Genomic DNA, 26670 nt, shown 5'->3' on the forward strand with positions numbered 1-26670 from the left:
CCCGAGGAGCACCCCTCATGCCGGCAGCCGGAGACGTCACACCGCCCGACCCTGCACTCGGCCCGTCCGACCCCGCGCTCGGCCCCGAACTGGAGGAGCGGCTGCGCCGGGCCCTCGACGGCGAGGTCCGGTTCGACCACTACACCCGACAGCTCTTCTCGCGCGACGCGAGCATGTACGCCATCACCCCGCTCGGAGTCGCCTTCCCGCGTACCGCCGACGACGTACAGGCGGCCGTCCAGGTCGCCGGGGAGCTCGGCGTGCCGATCGTGCCGCGCGGCGCGGGCACCAGTCTCGCGGGGCAGACCGTCGGGGCCGGTCTGGTACTCGACCTGTCGCGGCACCTCGACTCGATCCTGGAGGTCGACCCCGAGGCACGCACCGCACTGGTCGAACCCGGTGTCGTGCAGGAGCACTTGAACCGGTCCGCAGCACCGCACGGGCTCATGTTCGGCCCCGACACCTCCACCAGTGACCGCGCCACCATCGGCGGCATGATCGGCAACAACTCGGCCGGCAGCGGGTCCCTGCGGCACGGCATGACCATCGATCACGTACGCGGTCTCGACGTGGTGCTCTCCGACGCCGGCCGAGCCCACTTCGCCCCGCTCGACGAGCCGGAGCGACTGCGCCGGGCATCGTCGTCCACGCTCGATGGCCTGATACACCGTCAGTTGCCTTTGCTCGTGGCCGAGTACGAGCAGGCAATCCGCGAGAGCACCCCGGAGTTCTGGCGGCGCGCCTGCGGATACCGGCTTGAGCGGCTCCTCGATCCGGCCGCCCGTTTCGACCTCGCTCGGTTCGTGGTCGGCTCGGAAGGCACCCTCGCCATCGTCACGCGCGCCCTGGTCGACCTCGTGCCGCGCCCGGCCCATACGGTCATCGCCGTGGGCCACTTCACCTCGGTCGCCCACGCCGTGGCCGCCACCGAGGACGCGCTCGCCTGCGACCCGGCCGCGGTGGAGCTCCTGGACCGCACGATCCTGGACCTGTCACGCCGACGGATCGAGTACGCGGCGCTCGGCTCCCTCCTCAGCGGTGACCCGGGGGCCCTGCTCTTCGTCACGTTCAGCGGCGCCGACCGGGCCCAGCTGTCGGGCAGCCTCGATCGGCTCACTTCGCTGTGGCGGGCCCACCAGCACGGCTATCACACGCTGACCGCGAGGACACCACGGGAGCAGCGCGCGCTGCTCACCGTCCGCAAGGCGGGCCTCGGGCTGCTGATGGCCGCGAGCGAAGGCAGCCGGCGCCCCCTGGCCTTCGTCGAGGACACCGCGGTCGATCCCGCCCACCTGGCGGACTACACCCGACGCTTCCAAGCGGTCCTCGACCGGCACGGCCTGACGGCCGGGTTCTACGGGCACTGCTCGGTCGGCTGTCTGCACATCCGCCCCTTCGTCGATCTCGCCGAGCCCGCACAAGTGGCCACCATGCGCGAAGTCGCGGAAGAGATAAGGGACTTGGTCACGGAGTACGGCGGAGTCAACTCCAGCGAGCACGGTGACGGCCTCGCGCGCAGCGAGTTCAACCCTCTGGTCTTCGGCGCGGATCTGTACGAGGCCATGCGACGCGCCAAGCAGCTCTTCGATCCGCGCGGCCTGCTCAATCCCGGCAAGATCGTGGACGCGCCGCCGATGACCGAGCACCTGCGCGACGCGTCCCTGCCGCCCGCCGTGCCGGTGCGCACCCGCCTGGACTTCGAGGTCGTCGGCGGGATGCGCGGCGCGGCGGACCGGTGCATGAACATCGGCCAGTGCCGCAAGAGCGGCACCGGCGCCATGTGCCCCTCCTACATGGCCACGCACCAGGAGGAGCACTCCACGAGAGGCCGGGCGAACGCCCTGGTCGCCGCGTTGTCCGAGCCAGATCCACGCCGGGCTCTCGGCGACGAGCGGCTGCACGAAATCCTCGACCTGTGTCTCATGTGCAAGGCCTGCAAGAGCGAGTGCCCGCTCGGCGTCGACATGGCAGCCCTGAAGGCAGAAACCCTGTCCCACCATCACGATCTCCACGGCACACCGTTCAGGAGCCGCCTCTTCGGCGCGATCCGGCTGCTCCAGCGCATCGGTTCGGCGACGGCTCCGCTCTCCAACCTCCCGGGTCGCAGCCGCCCGCTGCGGCGCCTGCTGGAGCGCTGGCCGGGCATCACCGCCGCCCGCCCGCTGCCCACGTTCGTCCGGGAGAATCTGGTCCGCTGGTTCCGTCGGCACGCCTCCGCGCCGGGCCGCCCGTCGAGTGCCCCGACGGGTGAACTCACCTTCCTGGCCGACTCGTTCACCACGTACACCGAGCCCGCCATCGGCCGGGCCGCCATCGAACTCCTGGAATACGGCGGCTGGCGCGTCCATCTCGTGCACCAGGGCTGCTGCGGCCGCTCCAGCCTGTCCAAGGGGCTGCTCGACGACGCCAAGCGCACCTCCGCCCGGCTGTCCGAGGCCCTCGCCGCGAGCGGCGCACCGGATTCGCCGATCACCGGCTGCGAGCCGTCCTGTCTGATGACCCTGCGGGACGAGCACCTCTCGCTCCATCCGGGGTCCGCGCGGGCCCTGGCGGTGGCAAGCCGGGTCCGGCAGTTGGAAGAAATCCTCGGCGAGGCCCTCGACAGCGGCCGGCTGCGGCTGCGCGACACCGCTTGGCCGACCGGGCGGCGACTGCTCTACCAGGGGCACTGCCACCAGAAGGCCGAGGTCGGCACCGCCGCGACACTCGCGCTGCTCCGCCGCATCCCGGGCGTGGAGGTCGTCGAGCTCGACGCGGGCTGCTGCGGCATGGCGGGCTCCTTCGGCTTCGAGACGGAGCACTACGCGCTGTCCATGGAAGTCGGCGCCGACCGTCTGCTGCCCGCCGTGCGGGCCGAACCCGCCGAGACCCTGATCGTCGCGAGCGGCGTCTCCTGCCGCCAGCAGATCCAGCACGGCACCGGGCGCAGGGCGTGGCATCCGGTGGAGCTCATCAGGGCGGTGGCCGAGCCGGGGTGACGGGCGGACGACGCCGGCTCCACAGGGCCCGGCCAACTGTCCTGCCCGGACAAGTGTCCCATTGGGACATTTTGAGGAGTACAGTCGGAGGCATGAACAGCGCGGAGGGCCGACGGGTCCGCAAGGTCAAGGAGAGCCGCGAGGCCATGGCGGAAGCCGCCGTGGACCTGGTGCTCGAACACGGCCTCGACCGGATCACCGTCGAGGCCATCAGCGAGCGCGTCGACGTCTCGCGGCGCACGTTCTCGCGCTACTTCTCCGGCAAGGAGGACGCGGTCGTCGACCCGCTGCGCGCCGACTTCGCGCGGATCAACGCGGCGCTCGCCGCGCGCCCCGCCCGGGAGAACCCGCTCACGGCCTACCACCGCGCCCTGCACGACTGGCTCGACGACGAGCCGGCCGCCTGGCACCGGCGGCCCCGGTCGGGCGAGCTGCTGCGGCTGCTCCACCAGGAGCCGTCGCTGCTCGCCGCCTACGGCCACGTCCGGGACGAAGCCCAGAACACCTCGGTGCGGATCGTCGCGCGGCGCCTCGGCGTCGATCCCGATGAGGAGCTGCGTCCCGCTCTGGCGGTCTCGCTCGCGGTCGGCGCGTTCGGCACGGCCGTGCGGTTCTGGATCGCGCCGGGCAGCGCCGCCCCCCTCCCCCAGCTGATCGACGCGGCGTTCGCGGCCCTGGCCGCCGAGCCCGCACCCCGCCCCACCCGCAAGTGAAACCAGGTACCACCATGTCCACGAGCACCACCAGCACGAGCGTCGAATTCGCCGGGAAGACCGCACTGGTCACCGGTGCCGCCTCCGGGATCGGCCTCGAAGTGGCCCGCCGTCTCGCCGCCGGCGGCGCGGCCGTCGTCGTCGCCGACCACAACGAGCAGGGCGCGAAGGAGGCAGCCGAAGCCATCACCGCGGCCGGCGGCCGTGCCGCCGCCGTCGCCGTGGACGTCACGGACCCGGAGTCGGTGCGCGGCGCGGTCGACTTCTGCGTCGAGACGTTCGGCGCACTGCACCTGGCCGTCAACAACGCCGGGATCGCCGGCACCTCCGCCCCGACCGGCGACTACCCCGTCCAGGACTGGCAGCGGGTCATCGACACCAACCTCAACGGCGTCTTCTACTCGCTTCGTTACGAACTTCCCCAGCTCCTCGCGTCGGGCGGCGGCGCCGTGGTCAACATGTCGTCGATCCTCGGCAGCAACGGCTTCGCCGGTTCCGGCGCCTACTCCGCCGCCAAGCACGCCGTCGTCGGCCTGACCAAGTCCGCCGCCGTCGAGTACGCCGCCCAGGGCATCCGGATCAACGCCGTGGCCCCCGGCTTCATCGACACCCCCCTGCTCCGGGGCGCGCAGGAGGCGCGCGAGCACCTGATCTCGCTGCACCCGCAGGGGCGGCTCGGCACCGCGGAAGAGGTCGCCGAGCTCACCCTGTTCCTGCTCTCGGACCGCGCCTCGTTCATCAACGGCAGCTACCACCTCGTCGACGGCGGTTACGCGGCCCGCTGACCGACGCCCACGGCAGGGCGTACGGCGACAAGGGATCAACCAGAAGTGAGCACAGGAAGAGAGACACAGAGCATGTCAAATCAGGCCCGGATGAAGGCCGTTCAGTACCGCAGCGTCGGCGCGGCCCCCGAGGTCGTCACCGTCGCCCGCCCTGAGCCGGGACCCGGTCAGGTGCTCCTGAAGGTGACCGCCGCCGGCGTGTGCCACTCCGACATCGCCGTGATGAGCCTGCCCGCCGAGGCCCTCGCCTTCCCGCTGCCGCTCACGCTCGGGCACGAGGGCGCGGGAACCGTCGCCGCCCTGGGCGACGGCGTCACCGGCTTCGAGGTGGGCGAATCCGTAGCCGTGTACGGGCCGTGGGGCTGCGGGAACTGTCTGATGTGCGCCCAGGGCAAGGAGAACCTCTGCCTGCGCGCTGCCGAGCTCGGTATCCTTCCGCCCGGCCTGGGAGCACCCGGTGCGATCGCCGAGTACCTCCTCGTGGACGACCCCCGCCATCTCGTTCCGCTCGGCGACCTCGATCCGGTCACGGCCGTTCCGCTGACCGACGCGGGGCTGACGCCGTACCACGCCATCAAGACCTCCCAGCCGAAGCTCACCCCCGGCAGCACCGCCGTGGTCATCGGCACCGGTGGTCTGGGTCACGTGGCCATCCAGCTCCTGCGCGCCCTGACGCCGGCGCGGGTCATCGCCCTGGACGTGAGCGAGGACAAGCTCGCCCTCGCCCGCGAGGTCGGCGCGCACGAGACCGTTCTGTCGGACCAGAACGCGGCGGCCAGGGTACGCGAGCTCACCGGCGGCCTGGGCGCCCAGGCCGTGTTCGACTTCGTGGGCGCGCCCCCCACCGTCACCACCGCGACGGCCTGTGCCGCCGTGGAGGCGGACGTGACCATCGTGGGCATCGGCGGCGGTGCCGCGCTGGTCGGCTTCGGCACGACGCCCTACGACGCGGCGGTCCGCGCACCCTACTGGGGATCACGCGCCGAGCTGATCGAGGTGCTCGACCTGGCACGGGCCGGCGCTGTCGACGTCCACGTGGAGACCTACTCGCTGGACGAGGCCCCCAAGGCGTACGAGCGGCTGCACCACGGCCTGATCAAGGGACGGGCCGTCATCCTGCCCAACGGCTGACGGGCCGCCCCGCCCGCACGGCCACGTCTTCACAGGCGGATCGGCACAGGCGGGTCCTCATGGGCGGGGTCCTCACAGGCGGGGTCCTCATGGGCGGTTCTCACGGGCGGTTCTCACCGGCCAGGGGCGAACATCCGGGTGAGTGTGCGTGACCCGGCCCCGCCCACGGCGTTCCTTGTGCGGTGCCCGGTGCGTTCCCGCGAGCGGCGCCGTCCCGGCCCGTCCAGCCCGTGAGGTTCCCCTGATGCCCCAGCGATCCGGTGCGACAGCCGTCGCCGCCGCCCTCTGCTCCCTCGCCCTCTTCGCAGCCGCCGCGCCCGCCTCGGCGGCACGAAGGGGCGGCGACCGTCCCGATCACAGCACCGTCGTGGGAGCCCTGGCGGCCACCGCGGTGTCCCCGGCCACCGCCAACTCCCGTCCCCCGGGCGCCCATACGGACCCCGACAGGCCCTGCTCGCCCGGCGCCGACCGGCGCGCACACCCCCGGCCCGTCGTCCTGATCCACGGCACCGCGGAGAACGCGTACGACAACTGGAACGTCATGGCTCCCGCCCTCGCCAACGCGGGCTACTGCGTCTACGCCATCAACTACGGCGCCACGGGCCCCCTCACCGCGCTCGGCGCGAAGGCGACGGGCCGCATCGAGGACTCGGCCAAGGAGCTGGCGGCCTACGTCGACCGGGTACTGCGGACCACCGGGGCCCGCGAGGTCGATCTCGTCGGGCACTCCCAGGGGGCGGGCCCCATGCCGCGGCAGTATCTGAAGTTCGAGGGCGGCGCCGCGAAGGTGCACCGGTTGATCGGGCTCGCTCCGGACAACCACGGAACGACCGTGAGCGGGCTCGGAGCCGTGCTGAAAGCGGTCGCCCCGGTGACCGACGCGGTTCTGGGACCCGCCGCGCTGGAACAGGTGGCCGGGTCACGGTTCCTGGCCCGCCTCAACGAGGGCGGTGACACCCTGCCCGGGGTGAAGTACACCGTCGTGGTCACCACCTACGACAAGGTGGTGACCCCGTACACCTCGGGCTTCCTCGCCGCCCCCGCCGACGACCCGGCAGCGGTCACCAACCTCACCCTCCAGGACGTGTGCCCGGGCGACTCGTCGGGCCACGTGGCCCTCTCCTACTCCCCCAACGCCGTCAACCTGACCCTGGACGCCCTCGACCCGGCCCATCGCTCCACCTGGACCTGCAAGGCCGTCCTGGCCGTACCCCCGCTGCCCTGAGCCGGACCGCGGGGGCCTGCGGCGGTCAGCGCAGCCACTGCTCCTGGTCGGCCGGGCGGTAGAGGGTGACCGCGCCGGGGAGCTTGTCGAGCACGAGGTGCCGGTAGGTCGCCTCCGTCACTTCGCCGTCGTACGCGAAGTGCGGCTCGCCCTCGATGACTTCGAGGTCGAGGCGGCGCACCTGGGCCGTCGTCAGGACCCGGGAACTGTGCAGGGTGCCGGTCAGTACGGCGAGGAGCAGCCGGGTCCGGGCCAGCGGGGTGCCGGCCTCCACCGCGCGGACGTCGAGCAGTCCGTCGTCGAGCTGGGTGCGGTAGGTGGGGGCGAAGCCGGCCGGATGGTAGATGCCGTTTCCCGCGAACAGCAGCCAGATGCGGCGGGGGCGGCCGTTGATGACGACCGAGAGCGGACTGCCCGTGGCAAGGACCTTGGCCAGGCCCACGGCGAGCGCGGGCCATTTGCCGATGCGCTTCTCCAGCCGCTCCCTGGCGTGGACGAGCTCCGAGTAGACGCCGATGCTGAATGTGTTGAGGAAGAGCTGCTGGTCCTCGCCGCTCGGGAACTCCTCGGGCGCATCGCCGGGCTCGTCCGTCGCCGGGTGCGTGCCGGGGCGTACGGGCGACGAGGCGCGGCCCACGTCGGCGGTGACCGCGTCGCCCGCCCGCAGCGCGCGGGCGACATCCTCCATGGTCTGGTTGCCGAGGTCCGCGGCGAAGTGGTTGAAGGTGCCGCCGGGGAAGACCGCGAGCGGCACACGGTGGCGGGCGGCCGTCGCGCTGCCCGCGTTCACGGTCCCGTCGCCGCCGCACACGCCGAGCGCCCCGCCGTCCGCGGCCGCCCGCGCCGCGGCCCGGTCGAGCAGGGCCAGCAGGTCGTCGCCGGGCTCGAAGACGGTGATGGCGGCCTCGGGCAGCAGGGCGCGCAGAGTCTCGGCGGTGTCCTTGGACCAGGCGACGCCGGAGGACGGGTTGACCACCAGCTGAAGGCCCTTGCCCTCCTTCAGCGCGGGCGCCGGCCTGCGCGGCGGGGCCGCGGCGGCCGCGGCCTCCGGCTTCACGGGCCACCAGCGGCACGTGAGCAGCGCCGCGCCCACCCCGACGATCGCCCCGGCCGCCGCGCGGCGCCGGTGGTCGAGCTCCCCGCCCGCGCGTACGTAGGCGAGGCCCGCGGCGAACGGCAGCACGGCCAGGCCGTACCGGGGCGACTCCACGACCACGCCCGCGGCGAAGGCGGCGGCCGACGCCATCGGGCTCGACGGCAGGGAAGCCGTGCTCGGGCGCGGGAAGATGCCGGGGAGCGCGTCCAGGACGGGCCGGGAGCTGCGGGCAGCCGGCTTGGCCAGTGTGTGGTTGACGGCCGCGACGATCGCCACCGAGCCGATGCCGCGCAGTGCCGCGCGGCGGGCGCTCCTACCGCCGGACAGGCCCAGGACCGCTGCCGCGCCCAGCCATACGGCGTCGTGTTCGGCCGCCTTGCGCAGCAGCCGGGTCGCCGAACTCCCGCGTACGGAGGGCGACTTGGTGAGGGAGCTCAGGCGGCTTGCCAGTTCCCCCGCTTTCTGCAGCCCGTGTGCTGTCTGCGGCCGTCCAGGTCGCTTCATGCGCTCGCCACACCCCTGAACCTCAAGAATCCGCTGCGTACGGCCGGGTCCGGCCGTATCAACGCCCCAGCCTACCGGGGGCGGCGATGGCGCTCTGCAGCGCGGCGAGCCCGGTGGCCAGTGCCCGGCGGTCCGCCTGCGGCATGGCCTCGACGGCCAGCGTCAGGGTCGCCTCGCGTTCGCTGCGGATTCGCTCCAGGTGGCGCCGGCCGCCGGCGGTCAGGCGCAGGCTGACTTCGCGCCGGCTGTCGGGGCAGGGCAGCCGTTCCAGGAACCCGGCGGCCTGCAGCCGGTCACAGAGCCGGCTGACGGAGGGCGGGGCGGTGCGCAGGAGTTCGCCGAGGGCCCGCATGCGTATGCCGTCGTTGCGGTCCACGAGGTACATCAGACGCAGCTGCGGGGTGGACACCGAGGTCGTGGTGACGGTGTCGCGGGCCTGCTGCCACAGCAGGTCGAGCAGGTCGACGACATCGCTCGTCGCGGGTGCCCACTCGGGATCGATCAGTTGGGGGTCGCGGTCTCGGTGAGGCATGGGCTCCCCCGTCGGCGTGCCCGGACCATTCCCGCGGGGTCGGGGCGGTCGGACCGGTCAGGCGCTGCTGTCCGGTCCGGTGGGGCGGGCCGGTATGGCTTCCTCCGTGTCCGCCCGGGATTCTCCCGGGCCGGAGGTCTCGCGTGCGGCGCCGGTGGGGAGCGCCGTCAGATGGTCCAGGCTACCCGTGATCGTCAGGAGCCGGTCGAGAGCGGGCGGGCGGTCCTCCAGGCGCAGAAGAACGTTGGCCGCGTCGGTGCGCCGCCGGATCATCAGGAGCACGGAGAGCCCGGTCGAGTCGATCGACCCGAGCCCCGCGCAGCCCAGGTGCAGCTCGCGCAGCCGGGGGCGGGCGGCCAGCTTGGCGGTGGCCGCGTCCAGAAGGAGGTCGGCGTTGTCGTAGTCGAGGTCGCCGAGCAGCTCTATGCGCACGACGGTCTCGGTGTCAACGGCCGTCAGTCTCAGGTGACTTGAAGGAAACGTGCTCACGGGTGGTTCCTGGCGGGTACGGAGTGGGCGGAGGGGGCGGCGAGCTGGTCGATGCCCAGCCGCAGGAGGCGCGTGGCGCGCGGGAAGTCCTTGAGTTCACCCGCCAGGAGGCGCAGTGCGGGCGGCAGGCTGTGCGCGGGCACGCCGCGCGCGGTGAGGATGCCGGCGGTCCAGGCGATGAAGTCGGTGAACAGGTCCGCATCGTCGAGGTAGAGGGCGGTGGCGAGGAAGTCCACGATGTGTGCCACGTCCTCGGCGGTCCGTTCCCGCTGGAGGTCGCTGTACCGCAGCATGGCGGGGAAGCCCTGGTCCAGTCCCCGCATCACGGCGCGGACCAGGCTGGTCCTGGTGCGCGTGACCATCGTGTATTCCTGGTCGTCCAGGTGCGGAAGATCGTCGATCGGCTGGTGGCCGGGCACGGGCCGCTTGAGCGGGTCACGCTGTATCCGGTCGGCGGCGGAGCGCGCGTCGGGCGCCCAGGCGTCCGCACCGAGCAGCTCGGCGTAGCGCCCGCCCGGCCCGAAGGCGGCACCGCCGACCACGACGGGGACGCCCACGGCCTGGCAGGCGGTGATCGTGGCGTGGGCGGTGGGCAGCCGGGTCGCGATGGAGCTGGAGAGCGCGACGAGTTCGGGCCCCGTGCGGTGCAGATGCGCGATGAGGTGCGGTACGGGGACCTGAGCGCCCAGGTAGTCGACGCGCCAGCCGCGCAGTCGGAGCACTTCGGCGAGGAGCCGGGCGGGCAGTGCGTGCCACTCCCCGTCCACGCAGGCCACGGTGATCCGCCCGCGTCCGGCGACGGTCCGGGAGGCCGCGTGCAGCGAGAGCGCCGCCACGGCACGGTCGTTGATGGCGGTCGCCGCGTGCTCCTGGGCCACGGTCATCCGGTTGGCGGCCCACTCCTCGCCCACCTTGAACTGGACGGGGGCGATGACGTCGAGCAGCACGCTCTCCGGGTCGGCGCCGTCGTCCAGGGCCCGCTGCACGAGGTCCGTCGCCGTGTACTCGTCGCCCGCGAAGACGGCGTCCCACAGGGCGGCTTCCAGATCCGCCGTGCGTCTGGGAGCCGAACGAAGTTCGGTACTCATGCGGTGAACCTGCCCCGTGTGTGGCCGTTCACCGCGCTCAGGTGGTGGCTGCGCGGTGCGGAGACCACGACGACCGCCATGTCGTCGTGCCGCCCGGTGCCGACCCATTGCGCGGCGACCATCTGGATGCGCTCGACGATGCCCTCGGCGGGCATGCCCGCGCACTCGGCCAGGACGCGCCGCAGTCGCTCCTCGCCGAACATGGCGTCGCCCATGGGGCCGCCCCGGGCCTCGGTGAACCCGTCCGTGTACAGGACGCAGGTCTCCCCCGGGGCCAGGAACAGGTCGGCGCTGTCCGCCCGGACCTCGGGGATCGCGCCGATCAGGGTGCCCCGGGTGTCGGCCTCCTCCACCTCACCGGTGGCGCGCACGACCAGCGGGGGCGGGTGGCCCGCGCTGGTGACCCGCATCCGGACCGAGCCGCCCTCCCGCACCGCGGACGCCAGGACCAGCGTGGCGAAGCGGGTGTGGTGGGAGTTCAGCAGGGCCATGTTGAGCAGGGCGAGCATCCGCTGGTGGTCGTCGGCGAGCGGCAGCAGGGCGTGCAGCGTGTTCCGGATCTTCCCGGTCAGCACGGCGGCTTCGAGGCCCTTGCCGCACACGTCCCCGAGCACCACGAGGGAGGGGGCGCCCTCGGTGCCCGCCGGGTGGACGTCGTAGAAGTCGCCGCCGATGCGTTCGTGGTCCTCCGAGGGGCGGTAGCCGCCCGCGAAGTCGACGCCGGACACCTGGTGCAGGGACGGCGGGAGCAACTCGCGCATCAGGACGTCGGTGATCGCCGACTGGTCCGCGTACAGGCGGGCGGCCGACATGGCCGCACCCGCCCGGGCCGCGAAGAGCCGGGCGAAGACCTCTTCCTCGGGGGTGAATCCGGGGCCGTCCGCGCGCCGCAGCAGGATCAGGGCGCCCGCCGGGACGCCGTGCCCTGGTAGCGGGGTGACCACTATCGAGCCGGGCGCTCCGAACCCCTCGGGCACCACCCAGTCCGGAACCGTACGGGGGTCGACCCAGCGGGTGGGCACCGGAGGGAAGCCCTGCAACGCCTCCACCAGGCCCGGCACGGACGCCGGGTCGGCGATCGCCGAGGACGCGACCGGGTTCCCGTCGCCCAGGCAGGTCACGATCGGCAGCCGGTTCCCGCGCATGGGGGCGATGACCAGCGCCGCGTCCGCCAGGTGCTCCGCGGCCATCTGCGCGGTGACGTTCGTGCAGCGGTCGAGGTTCAGGGACGACAGCAGCAGATTGGACGCCCTGCCCAGGAACGCCGTCCGCTCGCGTTCCCTGCGCAGTGCTTCCTCGGCCAGTCGGTGGTCCGTGGTGTCGACCAGCCACCACAGCACCGTGCCGCTGTCCTCGACCGTGGGATGCGCCTCGAAGACCCGGTCGCCCACCCGGCCCGACCACACGGCGGGCTCGGCGGCCGCGCCCTGCCGGGGAAGGCGCAACGCCGCGTGCGCCGAGGACAGCCAGTCCGGGACCGCGTCCGTCATCGGCGTACCGGGGCGCGCCCGCGGCAGAAGCGCACCCGCCGCCTCGTTGACCAGGATGATCGCGCCCTGCAGATCAGCTATCAGGACGGGATAGGGAGCCCTGCTCCACAGGGAGCCTCCCTGGACGTCGACGCCGGTTGCCGGGTTGGTGGAAGTCACCAAATGTCGAGGATCCGCTGCGCGAACCCCTCACCTCACACCCTCATAGGAAACATTGCCGTTCGGCAACCATCCCCCATCCCCTGCCTCCTGGCAACCACGCCCCCGCGAAGCGGGCGGGATGACGGGGCAGGGGGTCCGCAACGCCCGCACACGGCCGACGCGTTGCTCTCGCCAGGTGCGAGCGCCGACGGAAGTGCAGCGGGATGGCCCACACCAACGCCTTCCGCCGTCAACCTGATTGGACGTGACGTCAACCACGCGCTGCATCAAATAAGCCTGGCAGGGGACGGCTGTCACCGCGTGGCGGGCCGGGTCCTGTGGGCCGCCGTGGAGGGCCCCCGGCCGCCGCCCCGGTGGCCGCGCCGGGAGCTCGGCGAGGGCGCCGGGGTGTTGTCGACGGGGGGCTCCGACGGGCTGGGGCCCGTGCCGGGGGTGGCGGCGGGGCTGGACGCCGACGGAGGCTCCGCGGTCGTGGTCCGGTGCGGGGCCGGGCTCGGCGTCGCCTTGGCGGGAGTGGGCGCGGGCCGGGCGCTGCGCGGCACGGCGGTCGGGGTGGCGTGGGGGCAGGCCGCTCCGAGACCGCCGCAGGGGCCGGGCTTCGCGGGGCCGGGGGTGGGACGGGTCGCATGGTGGGCCGTGCTCTTCGGCGAGCGCGACGGGCGGGGCGGCGCCGGAACGGCCAGGTGCGTGAAGGGCAGGGCCGAGGACCGGCTGGGCGGCAGGGGTTCGGGGGTGACACCCGCCGCCCAGGCGCTGGCCGTCGACATGATGGCGGCCAGTGCGACCGAGACCAGGGCGGCCCGAGTCCGGGGGCGGCCCGCGGTGGCCGAGTGCGCGGTCCGGACGAGCCTGCGTACGAGGCGTGCGAGGAGGCAGCCGATGCCGATGAGCGGAAAGGCGAGCAGCGCGAGGCCGGTGAAGGCGACGGCGCAGCCGGAGACGTCCCCGGTGACCGCGGCCTCGTAGGCGCCCTGCGCCTGCGAGGTGACCGAACGCGCGGCGGTGGCGCAGATGCGGGGCAGGTTCCACAGGGTGTAGCCCAGGTCGGTGATCATGAGCGGCAGGACCACCAGCATCCATACCGCGATGGTGGTACGGGCCTTGCGCGTCAGGGTGGTGGCGACCGCGTGCCTGGGCCCCCGGCCCGGAAGGACGCTGCGCAGAATCGGGCCGATCTGGCCGTACAGATCGGGTACGCCCGCGATGTCGGCCAGGATGTAGTAGCCGTCGAGACGGGCGGCGGGCACGAGTTGCTCGAAGATCTCGAAGTGGCCCAGGTAGATCGCTGCGAGCAGGAACGACCAGCCGGTGCCCGCGTAGCAGGCGGCCAGCGCCAGCATGAAGATCACGTTGAAGTAGACCCCGCCGAGGTCGGTGCGCAGCCGGCCCGCCCGGCTGATCCGGTACACATCGGTGACGTCGGTGTAGAGCGAGGGCCACAGCAGGTAGATGCCGCAGCCGATCCTGCCCGGTCTCGCGCCGCCGTAGTGGCAGGCGGACGCATGGCCGAACTCGTGGAACACCAGCGAGGCCACCACGAGGCCGAAGACGGCGAGCAGCAGGAGCGGCTCGTCCAGGGCTCCGAGCAGGGCCGGAACCGCGCCGTGCACGAGGAACAGCCACCCGTCCAGGGCGAGCAGGCCCAGCAGGACCAGCACGACGGCCGGCGGCCGGTGGAGCCAGGCCAGCGCCCTGGCGGCGACCGCGACGGCTCGCGGCGGAACCAGGGTGCGGCGGCCGACCAGACCGAGCAGCAGATCGGAACGGGGTACGTCCTTCGCCAGGGCCGTGCCGGTACCCGGCGCCGCGGTGATGCCCATCGGTTCCAGCTTGTTCGTGACCAAATACACGATGTTGTCGGCGCTCACCTCCTGCCCGAAGGAGACGGTGACTTCCCGCGCGATCTCCTCGACATCCCGCTTGCCGTCGATCGCCACGGCGACGAGATGGAGAAGTTCCGAGACATGTACCACCTGGCCATCACCCCTGCGGGCGATGAATACCGGCTCCGCGTAACCGGACCCCTGGTATTTTCCGTGCAGTTCAAGACCATCGGTCCGACACGGAATCATACGCGCCGCGACCGCGGCGGACTGCCCGTCCTGATAAATGACTCGACCTTCCCAACGCGGCACGGCGTGGAAAAAGAAAACGCCGAGCATTCGCACAACAAAGGCGAATGATCGGATGCCCCGGCGTTTCCCGTTTCGCGTCCGCCGAACCACGCCCCCTGGATACGAAAAACGTGACGCCGGCCGACCGTCGAGGGCGGCTGACCAGGCCCCGCACGACGATCGACCGACGACTCGTTCACTCACTCAGCCTGTGGACCCCCCACATGTGGCCTCAGCAGTGCTTCGGCGCGGGGGCGCAGTGCGACGGAGCGTGGTGCGCCGGCGGCGCCTCGTGGTGCGCGGGGGCGCAGTGCGACGGCGCGTGGTGCACGGGCGCGTGGTGGGCCGGCGCGTGGTGGGCCGGCGCGTGGTGCACGGGCGCGTGGTGGGCCGGCGCGTGGTGCACCGGGGTGTGGTGGACCGGGACGTGGTGCTCGGGCGCGTGGTGCACCGGGACGTGGTGCTCGGGCGCGTGGTGCACCGGGGCGTGGTGCACGGGGGTGTGGTGCACGGGGGTGTGGTGCACGGGCACGTGATGGACCGGAGCGTGGTGGACCGGCGGGCACGGGGCGGGCACGTGATGGGTCGGCGCACAGTTGAACTTCAGCACCCCCAGGGCCTCGCGGTTCGGCAACAGGCCGACGGTCTGACCCTCAAGATCGGATACGCTGAGCATTTCGGCTCTCTTTCAGTGGAGTGACCGGATGACCTCATGCAGGATTCCCCACCCAGGCCGTCCGGCGCCTTACGTAGAGAACGTTATGGCTGCACCAATGAATACGACAAGCACTCCAGGAATTCGAAGCTTCAAATAAAGGCAAAGGGGTCGAATCCCTGAGCGAATAAAGTGCCGTTAAGATCGCAAGCGCTTACCGCCCAAGAAATATGAGAAAACCCCTCAACTTTGCGACGTCATACCTGACCAGGCCTCAGGAAAACGATTCTCCGATTTCGATTCGAAGCCTTCGTTCCACGCACCGGGGAATCGGGTACCCACGCGCGACCGCCTAGCGAGGGGCGTCCAGCCGGTCGCTGAGCCACGGCAGGGCCTGCGGGAAGAAGGCGGTCCACGTGCCCCAGTTGTGTCCGCCGCCCGACGTGATCCGTGTCGTGACCTTGACGTCCGTGCCGGCTGCCGCCTTCACGAACTCCTCGATGTACGACGGCGGGCTGTCGGGGTCCTGGGCCGATGTGCCGAGGAACAGGGAGGTGGGCGGCGGGTGGTGGGCCACCAGCCACATCGGGCTGGTGCGTTCGCGCAGCCCGGCGTCGCTCAGCACGCCGGCGTCACCGGAGAGCGGGTCCGGGTCGAGGGCGACACCCGCACCGAACACCTTCGGGTACTGCAGCGGCAGCTTGGCCGCGCAGAAGCCTCCGGTGGAGATGCCCATGACCCCCGTCCCCCGGGGCCCGGGCAGCGCACGGAAGTGCTGGGCGATGAGCGTGGGCACATCGTCGGCCAGCCAGCGGGCCACCTTGCGGTGCGGGGTGTCGGTGCAGTCCGTGTCCTCGCCCCCGGGGTCGATGACGGGCATGACCAGAATCGCCGGACGGGCCGCGCGCTGCCGCACGAGCTGCGCGAACGTGCCGGGCATTCCGCCCTGTTCGATCCACGACTCCGGGGCGCCGGGCACCCCGTGCAGCAGCATGATCACGGGGAAGTGGGTGCCGCGGTGGGCCCGGTCGGCGTACTCCGGCGGCGTCCACACGAGGACGCGCCCCGCCAAGTGGGAGTGCGGGCCGCGGAAGTAGGTGGTGCGCACGCCGTTGGCGGCCTCGGTGAACTTCGCCCGCTTGGGCGGCGGCCCGGTCATGGCGGCGGCGTTCGCGTCGACGGTGCCGAGGAGGTCGCCCCACGAGGCGTACAGGCCGTAGCTGTTGTTGATGTCGGTGGCGACGGTGGCGATGGCCGTGACCTGGCACAGCACGATCATGAGTGTGCGAAGCGGCCAGCGCAGCCACCCCGGACCGGGCACGCGCCCCCACAGCAGGAGCGTCATGACCATGGCCACAAAGGTGAGGGCAACCAGGAGGACGAGGAACGACGTACTGGTCAACCCCATGTGAGCCGGCTCTCCTCGCTGCTCGCCCGACGCCTCCGACGTGCACTGTGGCATCGCGATGAGCCCCTGCCGCGACGACAGGGCCGCAGCGTCGCCCGACTGACGCCGAGGGGACCGGCCGCAGCGTTGGCGAGTCGGGCCGACCTGGCTTCGCCGAGCCCGCGGGAGTCGGCGTGAGCCGCTGGGCGCCGAGCTGAGGGGCCGCGGTCACCCCGGCGACGATGAGGCCATGTGTCAGGCCGGGGCGGATGCGCCCCATGTCGGGCCCGGGCGGATGAGACCGCGTGTCAGGCCGGTGAGGGCGGGGCGGTCATGCCGGTGAGGATGAGGGCGACCCCGGCGAGGAACTGCTCGCGGTCGTCGTGGTCACGCATCTGGGCGGCGACGGCCCGGGTGAACGGGTAGTCGTCCGGGTCGAGTGCCTCCCATGTCTTCGACGCGTCGTCCAAGAACTGGGCGCGGCTCGAACCCGGCCCGAGAGCGCGCCCGCTCACGGCGTTCGCGGCGTTCTGGCCCGCGGCGCCGAGGATGTAGTGCAACAGTGCGGAGGTCGCCGTGAACCAGCTGTTCTCGGGTACGCCGAGCGCACCCACCTGACGGCCGACGCTCTCGAAGATCCGCAGGGTCACCGGCTGCCAAGGGCTGCGGGAGAGCTGCGTGGCGAGCTGCACGGCCAGCCACGGGTGTGCCTCGATGGCGTCGTACAGGCCGAGCGCCACCGCGCGAATCCCGTCCCGCGGCGACTTCGGGGACCTTGCGTCCCTGGCTGCCAGGGCGCCCGCGACCACGGCATCGGTCGCGGCGTCGAGGAGCTCGCTCTTGTTCGCGACGTGCCAGTAGATGGCTCCGGGCCCCGTGGCCAGCCGCTCGGCCAGCGCACGGAACGTGAGTCCGCCCTCGCCCGCGGCGTCGAGGAGCTCGACCGCGACCTCGACGATGCGCTCCCGCGAGAGCGGCTCCTCGCGTCGCTCCGCGCGACGCGTCCTGGTTGCCATGGGGACATCCTGGCACATGACTGGAACGCCATTCCAGCTTGACATTCGTGGAACACCGTTCCAGCCTGATTGGAACAACGTTCCATCGCGGACGGCCCGCCTTCCACCTCAGCCCCCCATCGGGCCGTCTCACCGCGGCACCCCGGCATCGGCCCACAGGCACGGCACCCGCGCGGCCCGCGGCATCCACAGGACCCGTCCCGACGCCCCAGGAGTCACCATGACCAGCCCCAGCACCACCCACGTCACGATCATCGGCGCCGGACTCGGCGGCCTCACCCTCGCCCGCGTCCTGCACGTCCACGGCATCGCCGCCACCGTCTACGAAGCGGAACCCTCCCCGGCGGCCCGCGCCCAGGGCGGAATGCTCGACATCCACGAGGACAGCGGCCAGCCGGCGCTGGAGGCGGCGGGTCTGACGGACGAGTTCCGCGCGCTCGTTCTGGAGGGCCGGGAGGCGACCCGCCTCCTCGACACGGACGGCACGGTCCTCTTCGAGGACGACACCACACGCGGGCGCCCCGAGGTGCTGCGTGGCGCACTGCGACGCATCCTGCTGGACTCGCTGCCGGACGGTACCGTCCGCTGGGGTCACAAGGTGAGCGGCGTCCGCGCCCTCGGCGAGGGTCGCCACGAGGTGGGCTTCGCCGACGGCAGCACGGTCATCACCAGCCTGCTGGTGGGCGCGGACGGGGCATGGTCACGCGTCCGCCCGCTGCTCTCCGGCGCGACCCCCGAGTACACGGGCAGGTCATTCGTCGAGACCTACCTGTTCGACGCCGACACCCGGCACCCGGCCACCGCGAAGGCGGTGGGCGCCGGAGCGCTGTTCGTGCTCGCGCCGGGACGGGGCATCCAGGCGCACCGCGAGAACGACGGGACCCTGCACACCTATGTCGCGCTCACCGAACCCCGGTCCTGGTTCGACGCCATCGACTTCGCCGATCCCGCCGCGGCCGCCGCACGGATCGCCCGGGAATTCGAGGGCTGGGCGCCCGAACTCACCGCGCTGATCACGGACGGCGACACCGCCCCCGTACTGCGGACCCTCAACGCCCTGCCGATCGAACACAGTTGGACAAGGGTGCCGGGTGTGACGCTGCTCGGCGACGCCGCCCACCTCGCCGCCCCGAACGGGGAGGGCGCCAACCTCGCCATGCTGGACGGCGCCGAACTCGCCCTGGGCATCGCCGAGAACCCCGACGACATCGAGACCGCACTCACCGCGTACGAGCAGGCCATGTTCCCCCGCAGCGCCGCTGCCGCCGCCGATGGGGAGCAGCTCCACGAGCTCCTCTTCGGCGCCGACACTCCCCATCGGCTCATCGACATGTTCACGGCCGCCGAAGCGCGCTGAGGCCACCGAGGTGCACTCCGAGGACACCGAGGTGCACATGCCGGCGCCGGATGCCTTGACAGGCCCGTTATTAGTTCGGATTCTATTCAAATTAATCAGCGGCCTCCGTGAAACCAGTGAACACCCCCTACCGCGCACACAGTTCAGCCCTTACGTCGATCCGGACGCCCGCCCCACCGGGCCGCCGCCGCGCGGACGGCCCGCTCCGAGAGGAGTATTCGTGTCCGCCCGCATCAGAACGAGGATCGTCGGCGCGCTCGTCGCCACGACCGCCCTGCTGACCGGCACCCTGCTGGTCGCACCGGCGTCGGCCCAGGACCCCGCGTACACCGTCACCATCGGAGCGAAGGGCCCCTGGGGGAACCCCGACGACACTCCGGCCGCGCCGTACATCGACAAGGACGGCACGTTCTACTACCAATCGGCACACTCGCTGTACGCCGCCGATGACGACCGGGCCTGGTCGTTCTACACCGGCAAGGACTTCGACTCCGCGACCCGGTCGAGCGCCCTCAGTGACGCCGTGAACCCGAAGAACTCCCAGGACCGCAACAACGACACCACATGGCGGTGCAACAACAGCCCCACCGGCCGCGAGGCGACCAAGGCGCCCGCCGGATCCAGCTACGCACAGCCCAACTACTGTGACCTGATAGGCGTTTGGGTCGATCCGGACACCGGCGACTGGTACGGCCTGGTGCACAACGAGTTCACCCCCGGCCCCTTCGGCGACGGCCTCCACTACGACGCCATCGACTACGCCGTCTCCAGGGACCAGGGCCACACCTGGAACATCCAGAGCCACGTCCTCACATCGCCCTACAGCACCAAACGCGGCGACACGGCGGCGTTCCCGCACGAGACGTACGACTACGGCAACGGTGACCCCCGGCTGTTCGTGGACACGGCGTCGGGCTACTTCTACGTCTACTACAACTCGCGGATCATCCCGAAGGGCGGTGTGTCGGGCGGCTGGACGGACGGCTCCCGGGCGCATGTGGCCCGCGCCCCGATGTCGGGCAAGATGGCACCCGGCTCCTGGCAGAAGTGGTACGCCGGCGCCTGGTCGCAGCCCGGACTCGGCGGCCTGGAAAGCAACATGGAGCCGGTCGATGCCACCCACACCACGGGCTACACGCCGGTCGCGCACGACTACAACCCGGCCAACCCGGGCACCGTGGCACAGCAGACGACGGCCGGGACGCTGCCCGCCAAGTCCGATCTGCTCACCATGAACATCGCCTACGACGCCTACCTCGGTCTCTACATAGGCGAGCCCGAGACGATCAAGCAGGACGGCACGGAGAAGCAGCGGTTCTACGTCACCGACAACCTCGCCACGCAGAAGTGGCGGCTGATCGGGGACTCCGGCGACTACCGCTCGGGCTCGTGGTACCGCTGGCTGCTCGACCCGGTGAGCCGCACCACCAACACGATCGTCGGCAAGACGTTCCGCTCGTACTGCTCGTTCTTCTGCTCCAACGGGTCCGACGGCGAGTACTACGACACGACGGTGACCAGCAGTGCCACCGCCCCCGCGCCGGTCGACCCCGCCAAGGCCTACACCATCGCGAGCGGGACCGGTCGCCGTCTGGCACAGGTGTCGGGCGGATCCGCCACCACCTCGCAGGCTTCGACGGGCAGTTCGGCACTGGCCAAGTGGGTGTTCAGCCCGAACGGTGACGGCTCGTACCGGATCGCGAACGCGTCCACCGGGCAGCTCCTCGGCGTCGACTCGACCTCCACGGCAGGACGCGCCTGGGCCGCCAAACCCACGGCGACGAAGGCTCCCGCCGGCGGGCCGACCGCGGGTCAGCAGTGGTTCGTCGTCGCCAACACCGGCGGCTCCGGTGCGCCCACCGGCACGTTCCGGCTGGTCAACCGGTACAGCGGCCTGGTGCTCGGGCTGTCCGCCACGAGCAACCGGTTGGCCGAGACCACCCCGGTGCGGGCCTGGACCGACACCACCGGCAGCAAGGTCGGGGGCGCACGGTCCGCGTCCGAGCAGATCCTCACGTTCGGCGCGGTGGCGAAGCCTCATACGCGGGGACCCCGCACACACTGACCCGGATCAGACGCGGGTGGTCCGACACAGCTCCGTTCCGGGCGGCCGGTGACGTCAAGTCGCCGACCGCCCGGGCTTGTTGGGCTCACCCCACTCCTGTAGCTATCCCCGCCGGGCGGGTCCGCGGACAGGCGGAGGGGTGTCAGTCGGACTCGGGTCCCTTGGCGTTGATGACCGCGAAGACCCCGCCCTGCGGGTCCTGCACGACGGCCATCCGGCCGGCCATCATGTCGAACGGTGGCTTCATGACGTTGCCGCCGGCCCTGACCAGGGCGTCCACCGTGGAATCCGTGTCGTCGACCGAGAAGTACGTCAGCCAGTGCGAGGGCGTGCCCGGCGGGAGGTCGTCGATGGCGGAGAGGGCCTGCATCCCGCCGACCATGCGGCCGCCCGCGTTGAGCGAGAGGTAGCCGTCCGCGCCCTCCATAGCGGTGGTGGTGATGTCCAGCGCGTCGGCGCAGAAGGCCGAAGCGGCGTCCGTGTCACTGGTGTTGAGCTCGCTCCAGATGAACGCGCCCGGCTCGTTGACGATGCCCGCGCCGGGGAAGTCCTTGGCCTGCCAGAGGCCGAAGACGGCACCCGTGGGATCGCTCATGACGGCCATCCGGCCGAGCGACATGACGTCCATGCCGGGCACCATCGCCTGGCCCCCGGCACTCGCGATCTTCTTTTCCGTGGCGGCGAGGTCCGCCGTGGCGAGGTAGGTGGTCCACACGGCCGGGGGCATCGGGTCGGGCTTGGTTCCGTCGGGGTTCATCGCCGCCATGATTCCGGCGACCGGCCGGCCCTTCAGGGAACACACCGCGTACCCGCCGGTCTCCGGTGTCCCCACCTCGCCCTGCCAACCGAACAGGTCGCGGTAGAAATCGATGGCCGCCTGCTGGTCGGGAACCATCAAATCGATCCAACAGGGCGTGCCTGGTGCGTACGGACCACTGACTGTAGGCATGAGAGCCTCCGTGAACTGGCTGGGCGGCTCCCGGAGCGGCGCACGCAGAGAAAACCGACCCGCGATGTGTATGTATCTGCCGTTTTCACCTCAAATCCAGTCAAGCACTGGTCCGCGCGCGGTGCACGACCACCGGGCTGCTCCCGGGCGGGCCCAGCACCGCTGAGCTACGGGAGCCCCGGGCCCGCGCCGATGCTCAGCCGGCGGCGTGGACGGGCCGGCCGCTGCCGACGGCCACGGCCGGGCGGCGGTAGAGCACGCCCACGGTGACGGCCGCGAGGACGGAGACGGCTCCGCCCAGGGCGAGCGCCGCTCGCGGGCCCGCGGTGTGGGCGACCCACCCGATACAGGGCGCGGCCAGCGGGGTGGTGCCGAGCGAGGCGAGCATGTAGAGGCTCATCACGCGGCCGCGCATGTCCTCACTCACCCCGAGCTGGAGCCGGGCCTTGGCCGCGGTGAGGAACACGAGCAGCGCCACCCCCGTCGGCACGAGCAGCACCAGGAAGGCGAGGTGGCCGGGCATCAGGCTGCTCGCGGTCTCCAGAGCCCCGAACACGAGTGCCGCGCCTGCCAGTTGATGACCCGTCATGCGTTGACGACGGGCGGCGAGCATCGAACCGACGACGGAACCGGCGGCGAGCGCGGTGTTGCCGAGGCCGAAGGTCGCGGCCGAGGCTCCGTAGACCTGGGTGGACATGAGCGCGGTGGTGATCTGGAAGTTCATGCCGAACGCGGCGACGACCGCGACGAGCCCGAGCGTGAGCGCGAGGTCCGGCCGTTCGGCGACATAACGCAGCCCGTCCCGTACCTGCCGCTTGGCACGGGCCACGGGCGGTGCCGGGTTGAGGCTGCGGGGGTCCATGCGCAGCAGGCAGACGATCACGGCGACGTAGGACAGGGCGTTCGCGAAGAAGGCGGGGGCGGGGCCGACGAAAACGATGAGCGGGGCCGCGAGTGCGGGGCCCGCCATCCTGGCGAGGTTGAGCACCGCGCTGTTGAACGCCAGGGCGCCGACGAGTTGGGCCGGTTCGACGGATTCCGCGATGAAGGCCTGGAGTGCCGGCTTCTCCACGACCATGGTGAGCCCGAGCGCCAGGGCCAGTCCGTAGAGGGCCGCGAGGGACACCGTGCCGGTCAGCACGAGTGCGGCGGGCAGCAGGGCGAGCACGCCCATGACCGCCTCGGTCACGAGGAGCGTTCGGCGCCTGGAGTGCCGGTCGACGAGGACACCGCCGTACGGGCCGAGCAGCAGCAAGGGCAGGAACTGCAGGGCCGTGGTGACGCCCAGAACCGTGCCGTTGCCGTGCGACAGTTCCAGGGCCAGCCAGTCCTGCGCGATCTTCTGCATCCAGGTGCCGGTGTTGGAGGTCGTCTGTCCCAGGGCGAAGAGCCGGAAGTTGGGACTCCGGAGCAACGGCCAACGCCGGAACACTCGGTGCGCGGAGTCCCCTTCCCGGCCCGGGCCCACGTCTCCGACCTGGCCCGGCACTCCGTCCGTGGCCTGCCCCGGGTCTCCGTTCGGCACCGCGGAGTTGATCACCGAGCGGCCGGTACGGACCGGCCTTTGGCGGCGAGTCGGCTGCGGAGAGCGGCCACCACGGCCGGGGTGACGTCCGTCATCTGCTCGCGCCAGCCGACGTTGGCGTTGACCTCGCAGATGGTGAAGCCGCCGTCCGGCGTGAAGAGGAGATCGACGCCGGCGACACCGAGCCCCAGCACCGCGGCGGCCCGCACCGCGAGTGCCTCGCCCTGCGGATGGGACCCGGTGCACAAGGTGGCCGTCCCGCCCACCGCCAGGTTCGAGCGGAAGTCGCCATGGGCGGCGGTGCGCACCTGCGAGGCCACCGCACGCCCGTCGACCACCACCACGCGCAGGTCCCGCCCGTGGGAGTGGGCGACGTACTCCTGGAACAGGTACGGGGCGTCCTGGGCGAGGCTCCCGTGGATGCCCTGGAGCATGGCCGCGTCCGGTGCGAGGAACACCTGCTCGCCGCGGTGCCCTCGCACCGCCTTCACCACGCACGGCTGTGGCACTCCCGCACCGATCGCCTCCCCCAGCGGAGCGTCCGCGTAGGAGAGCGTATCGGGCACCGGGAGCCCCGCGACCGCGAGCTGCTGCAGGTGCCAGAACTTGTTCAGACACGCGAGGACCGCGTCGACCGGGTTCAACAGGGCCGTTCCCATGGCCTCCAGGTGGCGCAGCAGTGTGATCTCGCGGTCCGTGCTCGCCACCGGCGTCCACACCCTGCCGTACGCCGTCGTCGGGGCGGCCACCTCGCACCCGTCGAGGTCGTGCAGGGTCAACCGGCCGTCCCGTACGCCCAGGAGGAGCTCATCGGTGCCCACCACCGCGAAGCGTTCCCCGAACTCCTCGGCGAAGGTGTCGATGAGACGACCCGTCAGCTTTCGCTCGCGCAGTCCCGCCCCGAGCACCAACCAGACGTCCGCGGCAAGTGTCGCCAAGCACTCGCGGTCTCCCCCGCCCTCTGACACAGACACACGTTTTCCCCTCGGTCGCGGCCCACGGACTCGCGCCCGAGCCCCCACGACCTCTCCCCACATGACCGTCGACGGCACGGCCCCACGGCCGCCCCACCACTCGATCGGCCCCCGTCGGCCACCCGACCGCCCCATCGGCCGCGGCAGGGTACACGGTCCCCGGGCCGAGGTTCCGGGCGGGCCAGGGGCAGGCTGCGGAGCGGGTGGACCACGCGTCACGGAGGCGCCGGCGGAGGGCGGAGCCGCTAGAGCCCGAACACCGCCTTGTCCGTGGCCAGGGCGTGGAAGACAGCGCGCGGGTCGGGGACCAGCTTGCGCTCGGCGAGGTCGAGGATTCCGCAGACGGCGGTGACCTCGGCCGCCGGCGTCCCGTCGTCGACGCGCCGGATGGTCTGCTCGATGCGGAAGGACTTGCCGTCGCTCCACTTGAACGCACAGCTCACGTCCACCTCGTCACCGGCGCGCAGCTCGCGCCGATAGCGGATGGTGTTCTCCATGGTGACCGGACCGATCCCCTTGGCCAGCAGATCGCTCTGCCGGATTCCCCCGTGCTCCAAGGCGCACCAGCGCCCGTGCTCCGCGTACTGGAGATACACGCTCTGGTTCAAATGCCCCTGCGAGTCGGTCTCGTACCCGCGCACGACGATGCGTACGGTGAACGGCTCCATGCTGATCTCTCCCCTGCGACATCCGCTCCGGTCGGCCCGACGGGGCCCGCCCGCTCCGTACTCCACCATGAACGGGCACGGTTGTTGAGCGGTTGACCGCCTCTGTCGATCAGCGGAACGGCCGCCCTCATCTCGGCGGGGAGCCCGACTGGCGGTGGAGAAGGGCCCGTCAGGGGCTTCGCCGTGGCACGCGGACCGAGGCTCCGCGGAACCAGGCTCCACGGACCGGTCACGGGCCCGCCGCCGAGCGACAGAACACCCACCGCCTTGCCCCGCGGCTCGCCGGGGCCAGGACCGCTACGCCGCCACCGCGTCCCAGGCGTCCTGTGCCGTGCGGCGCGGCGGTCGCCTCGGGGCCCGCTCGGCGAGCCGGGCCATCCAGGCACCGATCTCCTGCAGCTCCTTGCGCCCGACGGTGGCCCGTACCCGCGGGAACCACACCTGCTCCTCGGAATCCATGTGGCGCTCGACGACGTCCATCAGGAAGCGGGCCTTGACGGCGTACGCGATGCCATCCGTCGGCATGTCCTGAAGTTCGCCGGCCAGCACCTCGGCCATGTGGTGTTCCTCCCGGAACTCCATGATCGTCAACTCGTTCTCCGGAGCGAGGGCGGACACCCGCGGATACAGACCCTCCCGCTCCATGTACGTGTACACGGTCAGTACGCGCAGGAACTGGTCGACCACGCCGGGATTCCGATCGGCACCGTAGGAGCGGATCAAGCGCCTCAGCTCCTTGTGGCCTTCCCTGAGCATCACGATCGCGTCGGTGGACATGGCGGCTCCTTGGGGCACAGGATTCACTTCCGTGACATACCCGGCAGCCCCGGCGATCATGCACCCTCCCGTGGGCAGTGGCTTTCCGCCGCCCGGGCGATACGCAACGTGATCGCGAGACAGGCCCGAACGGAATGCGGGGACCCTCCGGTGCGGCTCCCGAGGCCGAGCCGGACGGCATGCCGACGCCCGCCGACCGAGCCGCGCACTCCCGTACGCCCGGGCCACCACCCCGCGTACATCAACCCCTTCTGATGACAGGCGAGTTGGGGCCATGGCATGGCGCCCGAAGGCTTGGCCGCGGCGCGGCCGGGGCTGGGGACATCCGATGGGGCGGCCGCGTATACATCCGTGCGGGCTCATCCGCCCCGGTACACGACACGGACCGGACCGACCCGCGCCCCTACGCCCGACCGCGACCACCGGGCGAGGCCGGAGCTTCGTCATCCCGCTCGTCGGCAGCCCCGGTGGCGAGCAGTTCCCCCAACAGCTCGACGACGAACTGGGACCGCCCGACGAATGGCGAGTGCCCGGTCCGCCACTCACGCACATCGGAACAGCGTGCGGCCATACTGCGCTGCAGCTCCGGGTCGATGGCCCTGTCCCGCGCGCAGACCACATAGGTGGACGGGGTGCTCTTCCAACTGTGTCGCGGCCTGGACGGCGAGGGTGTCGGCAGTCAGCGAGCCCCGGTGCAACTCGGGAACCACGACGTCGACTCCCGCGGCCCGCAGGCGCTCTGTCACCGGGGCGAAGTGTTCGGGACGGTGGTACAGACCGTGAACCAGCACCACTGCCGTCAAAACCGCCGCCTCCTGGGATCGCCGTCCAACCATCGACCCTAACCCCGGCCCGGAAGCTGCCACCCTCCGGCACCGCCCACCGCCTACCACCGAGCGCGCCGTTGCGCATCGACCACTCCGTCAGTGCCCGCGGGCCCCCACGCGTGGGCCCGGCGGGGCCGTGGCCCGAGCCGTGCCCGCCCGTCGG

22 protein-coding genes and 1 pseudogene are annotated in these 26670 nt (G+C 71.7%); 8 read left to right on the plus strand and 15 right to left on the minus strand.

Annotated features, from left to right (window positions below; all coding sequences use genetic code 11):
• Nucleotides 1-17: 17 nt before the first annotated feature.
• The 5 genes from IE267_RS12405 (at nt 18) to IE267_RS12425 (ending at nt 6832) form a co-directional block, all read left to right on the plus strand.
• Nucleotides 18-2978 carry an FAD-binding and (Fe-S)-binding domain-containing protein gene (locus IE267_RS12405; RefSeq protein WP_189763220.1) on the plus strand — a complete coding sequence of 987 codons (2961 nt, stop codon included), beginning with the start codon at nt 18-20 and terminating at the stop codon, nt 2976-2978.
• A gap of 92 nt (nt 2979-3070) precedes the next feature.
• Entirely contained in the window at nt 3071-3691 is a 621-nt protein-coding gene (locus IE267_RS12410) for an acyl-CoA-like ligand-binding transcription factor (protein ID WP_189763221.1), read from the plus strand.
• Between the two features lie 14 nt (nt 3692-3705).
• Complete coding sequence (locus tag IE267_RS12415) at nt 3706-4476, plus strand: SDR family NAD(P)-dependent oxidoreductase (RefSeq protein ID WP_189763222.1); 771 nt, start codon at nt 3706-3708, stop codon at nt 4474-4476.
• Between the two features lie 90 nt (nt 4477-4566).
• The gene (locus tag IE267_RS12420) at nt 4567-5607 is read left to right on the plus strand and encodes an NAD(P)-dependent alcohol dehydrogenase (protein ID WP_189763468.1); all 1041 of its coding nucleotides are present in this window, start codon (nt 4567-4569) and stop codon (nt 5605-5607) included.
• Nucleotides 5608-5851: 244 nt separating this feature from the next.
• The gene (locus IE267_RS12425) at nt 5852-6832 is read left to right on the plus strand and encodes an esterase/lipase family protein (protein WP_189763223.1); all 981 of its coding nucleotides are present in this window, start codon (nt 5852-5854) and stop codon (nt 6830-6832) included.
• Nucleotides 6833-6857: 25 nt separating this feature from the next.
• Here IE267_RS12425 and IE267_RS12430 read toward each other — a convergent pair whose 3' ends face one another.
• The 6 genes from IE267_RS12430 to IE267_RS12455 all read right to left on the minus strand — a co-directional run bounded on the left by IE267_RS12430 (nt 6858) and on the right by IE267_RS12455 (nt 14166).
• Nucleotides 6858-8432, minus strand: coding sequence for a diacylglycerol/lipid kinase family protein (locus tag IE267_RS12430; protein ID WP_189763224.1), 1575 nt, complete (start codon nt 8430-8432; stop codon nt 6858-6860).
• A gap of 58 nt (nt 8433-8490) precedes the next feature.
• Nucleotides 8491-8964 carry a MarR family winged helix-turn-helix transcriptional regulator gene (locus IE267_RS12435; protein WP_167161976.1) on the minus strand — a complete coding sequence of 158 codons (474 nt, stop codon included), beginning with the start codon at nt 8962-8964 and terminating at the stop codon, nt 8491-8493.
• Nucleotides 8965-9021: 57 nt separating this feature from the next.
• Complete coding sequence (locus IE267_RS12440; protein WP_167161978.1) at nt 9022-9453, minus strand: STAS domain-containing protein; 432 nt, start codon at nt 9451-9453, stop codon at nt 9022-9024.
• On the minus strand, nt 9450-10541 hold the full coding sequence (locus IE267_RS12445) for a cobalamin B12-binding domain-containing protein (protein ID WP_189763225.1): 1092 nt from the start codon (nt 10539-10541) through the stop codon (nt 9450-9452). Before IE267_RS12445 ends, IE267_RS12440 begins: the two co-directional genes overlap by 4 nt.
• On the minus strand, nt 10538-12112 hold the full coding sequence (locus IE267_RS12450; protein WP_373304547.1) for a PP2C family protein-serine/threonine phosphatase: 1575 nt from the start codon (nt 12110-12112) through the stop codon (nt 10538-10540). Before IE267_RS12450 ends, IE267_RS12445 begins: the two co-directional genes overlap by 4 nt.
• Nucleotides 12113-12486: 374 nt before the next feature.
• On the minus strand, nt 12487-14166 hold the full coding sequence (locus IE267_RS12455) for a hypothetical protein (RefSeq protein WP_189763226.1): 1680 nt from the start codon (nt 14164-14166) through the stop codon (nt 12487-12489).
• Between IE267_RS12455 and IE267_RS12460 the strand changes: the two genes are divergently transcribed.
• Nucleotides 14158-14376 carry a hypothetical protein gene (locus tag IE267_RS12460; RefSeq protein ID WP_189763227.1) on the plus strand — a complete coding sequence of 73 codons (219 nt, stop codon included), beginning with the start codon at nt 14158-14160 and terminating at the stop codon, nt 14374-14376. The genes IE267_RS12455 and IE267_RS12460 overlap by 9 nt on opposite strands.
• Nucleotides 14377-14539: 163 nt before the next feature.
• Here the strand turns inward: IE267_RS12460 and IE267_RS12465 are convergent, their stop codons facing one another.
• From IE267_RS12465 to IE267_RS12475, 3 genes are all read right to left on the minus strand, one after another.
• On the minus strand, nt 14540-14983 hold the full coding sequence (locus tag IE267_RS12465) for a hypothetical protein (protein WP_189763228.1): 444 nt from the start codon (nt 14981-14983) through the stop codon (nt 14540-14542).
• A gap of 331 nt (nt 14984-15314) precedes the next feature.
• The gene (locus IE267_RS12470) at nt 15315-16370 is read right to left on the minus strand and encodes an alpha/beta hydrolase (protein ID WP_189763229.1); all 1056 of its coding nucleotides are present in this window, start codon (nt 16368-16370) and stop codon (nt 15315-15317) included.
• 287 nt (nt 16371-16657) lie between these two features.
• The gene (locus IE267_RS12475) at nt 16658-17365 is read right to left on the minus strand and encodes a TetR/AcrR family transcriptional regulator (protein ID WP_189763230.1); all 708 of its coding nucleotides are present in this window, start codon (nt 17363-17365) and stop codon (nt 16658-16660) included.
• Between the two features lie 220 nt (nt 17366-17585).
• On the opposite strand from IE267_RS12475, the gene IE267_RS12480 reads away from it, so the two are divergent.
• Nucleotides 17586-18722 carry an FAD-dependent oxidoreductase gene (locus IE267_RS12480; protein ID WP_189763231.1) on the plus strand — a complete coding sequence of 379 codons (1137 nt, stop codon included), beginning with the start codon at nt 17586-17588 and terminating at the stop codon, nt 18720-18722.
• A gap of 220 nt (nt 18723-18942) precedes the next feature.
• On the plus strand, nt 18943-20787 hold the full coding sequence (locus IE267_RS12485; protein WP_229861054.1) for an RICIN domain-containing protein: 1845 nt from the start codon (nt 18943-18945) through the stop codon (nt 20785-20787).
• Between the two features lie 142 nt (nt 20788-20929).
• On the opposite strand, the gene IE267_RS12490 is transcribed toward IE267_RS12485, so the two are convergent.
• The 6 genes and pseudogenes from IE267_RS12490 to IE267_RS39590 all read right to left on the minus strand — a co-directional run bounded on the left by IE267_RS12490 (nt 20930) and on the right by IE267_RS39590 (nt 26483).
• A complete protein-coding gene (locus tag IE267_RS12490) occupies nt 20930-21736 on the minus strand; it encodes a VOC family protein (protein ID WP_167161994.1) in 807 nt (268 codons plus the stop codon).
• Between the two features lie 196 nt (nt 21737-21932).
• Entirely contained in the window at nt 21933-23150 is a 1218-nt protein-coding gene (locus IE267_RS12495; protein ID WP_189763232.1) for an MFS transporter, read from the minus strand.
• A gap of 122 nt (nt 23151-23272) precedes the next feature.
• A complete protein-coding gene (locus IE267_RS12500) occupies nt 23273-24199 on the minus strand; it encodes a RimK family alpha-L-glutamate ligase (RefSeq protein WP_229861056.1) in 927 nt (308 codons plus the stop codon).
• Between the two features lie 281 nt (nt 24200-24480).
• Nucleotides 24481-24903 (minus strand): acyl-CoA thioesterase, encoded by a 423-nt coding sequence (locus tag IE267_RS12505; RefSeq protein ID WP_189763233.1) that lies wholly within the window; start codon nt 24901-24903, stop codon nt 24481-24483.
• Nucleotides 24904-25200: 297 nt separating this feature from the next.
• Entirely contained in the window at nt 25201-25680 is a 480-nt protein-coding gene (locus IE267_RS12510; protein ID WP_167162000.1) for a hemerythrin domain-containing protein, read from the minus strand.
• 403 nt (nt 25681-26083) lie between these two features.
• A pseudogene (locus IE267_RS39590) lies at nt 26084-26483 on the minus strand (lipase family protein).
• Nucleotides 26484-26670 lie beyond the last annotated feature (187 nt).

The organism is Streptomyces xanthochromogenes (assembly GCF_014650455.1).
Lineage (GTDB): Bacteria > Actinomycetota > Actinomycetes > Streptomycetales > Streptomycetaceae > Streptomyces > Streptomyces xanthochromogenes.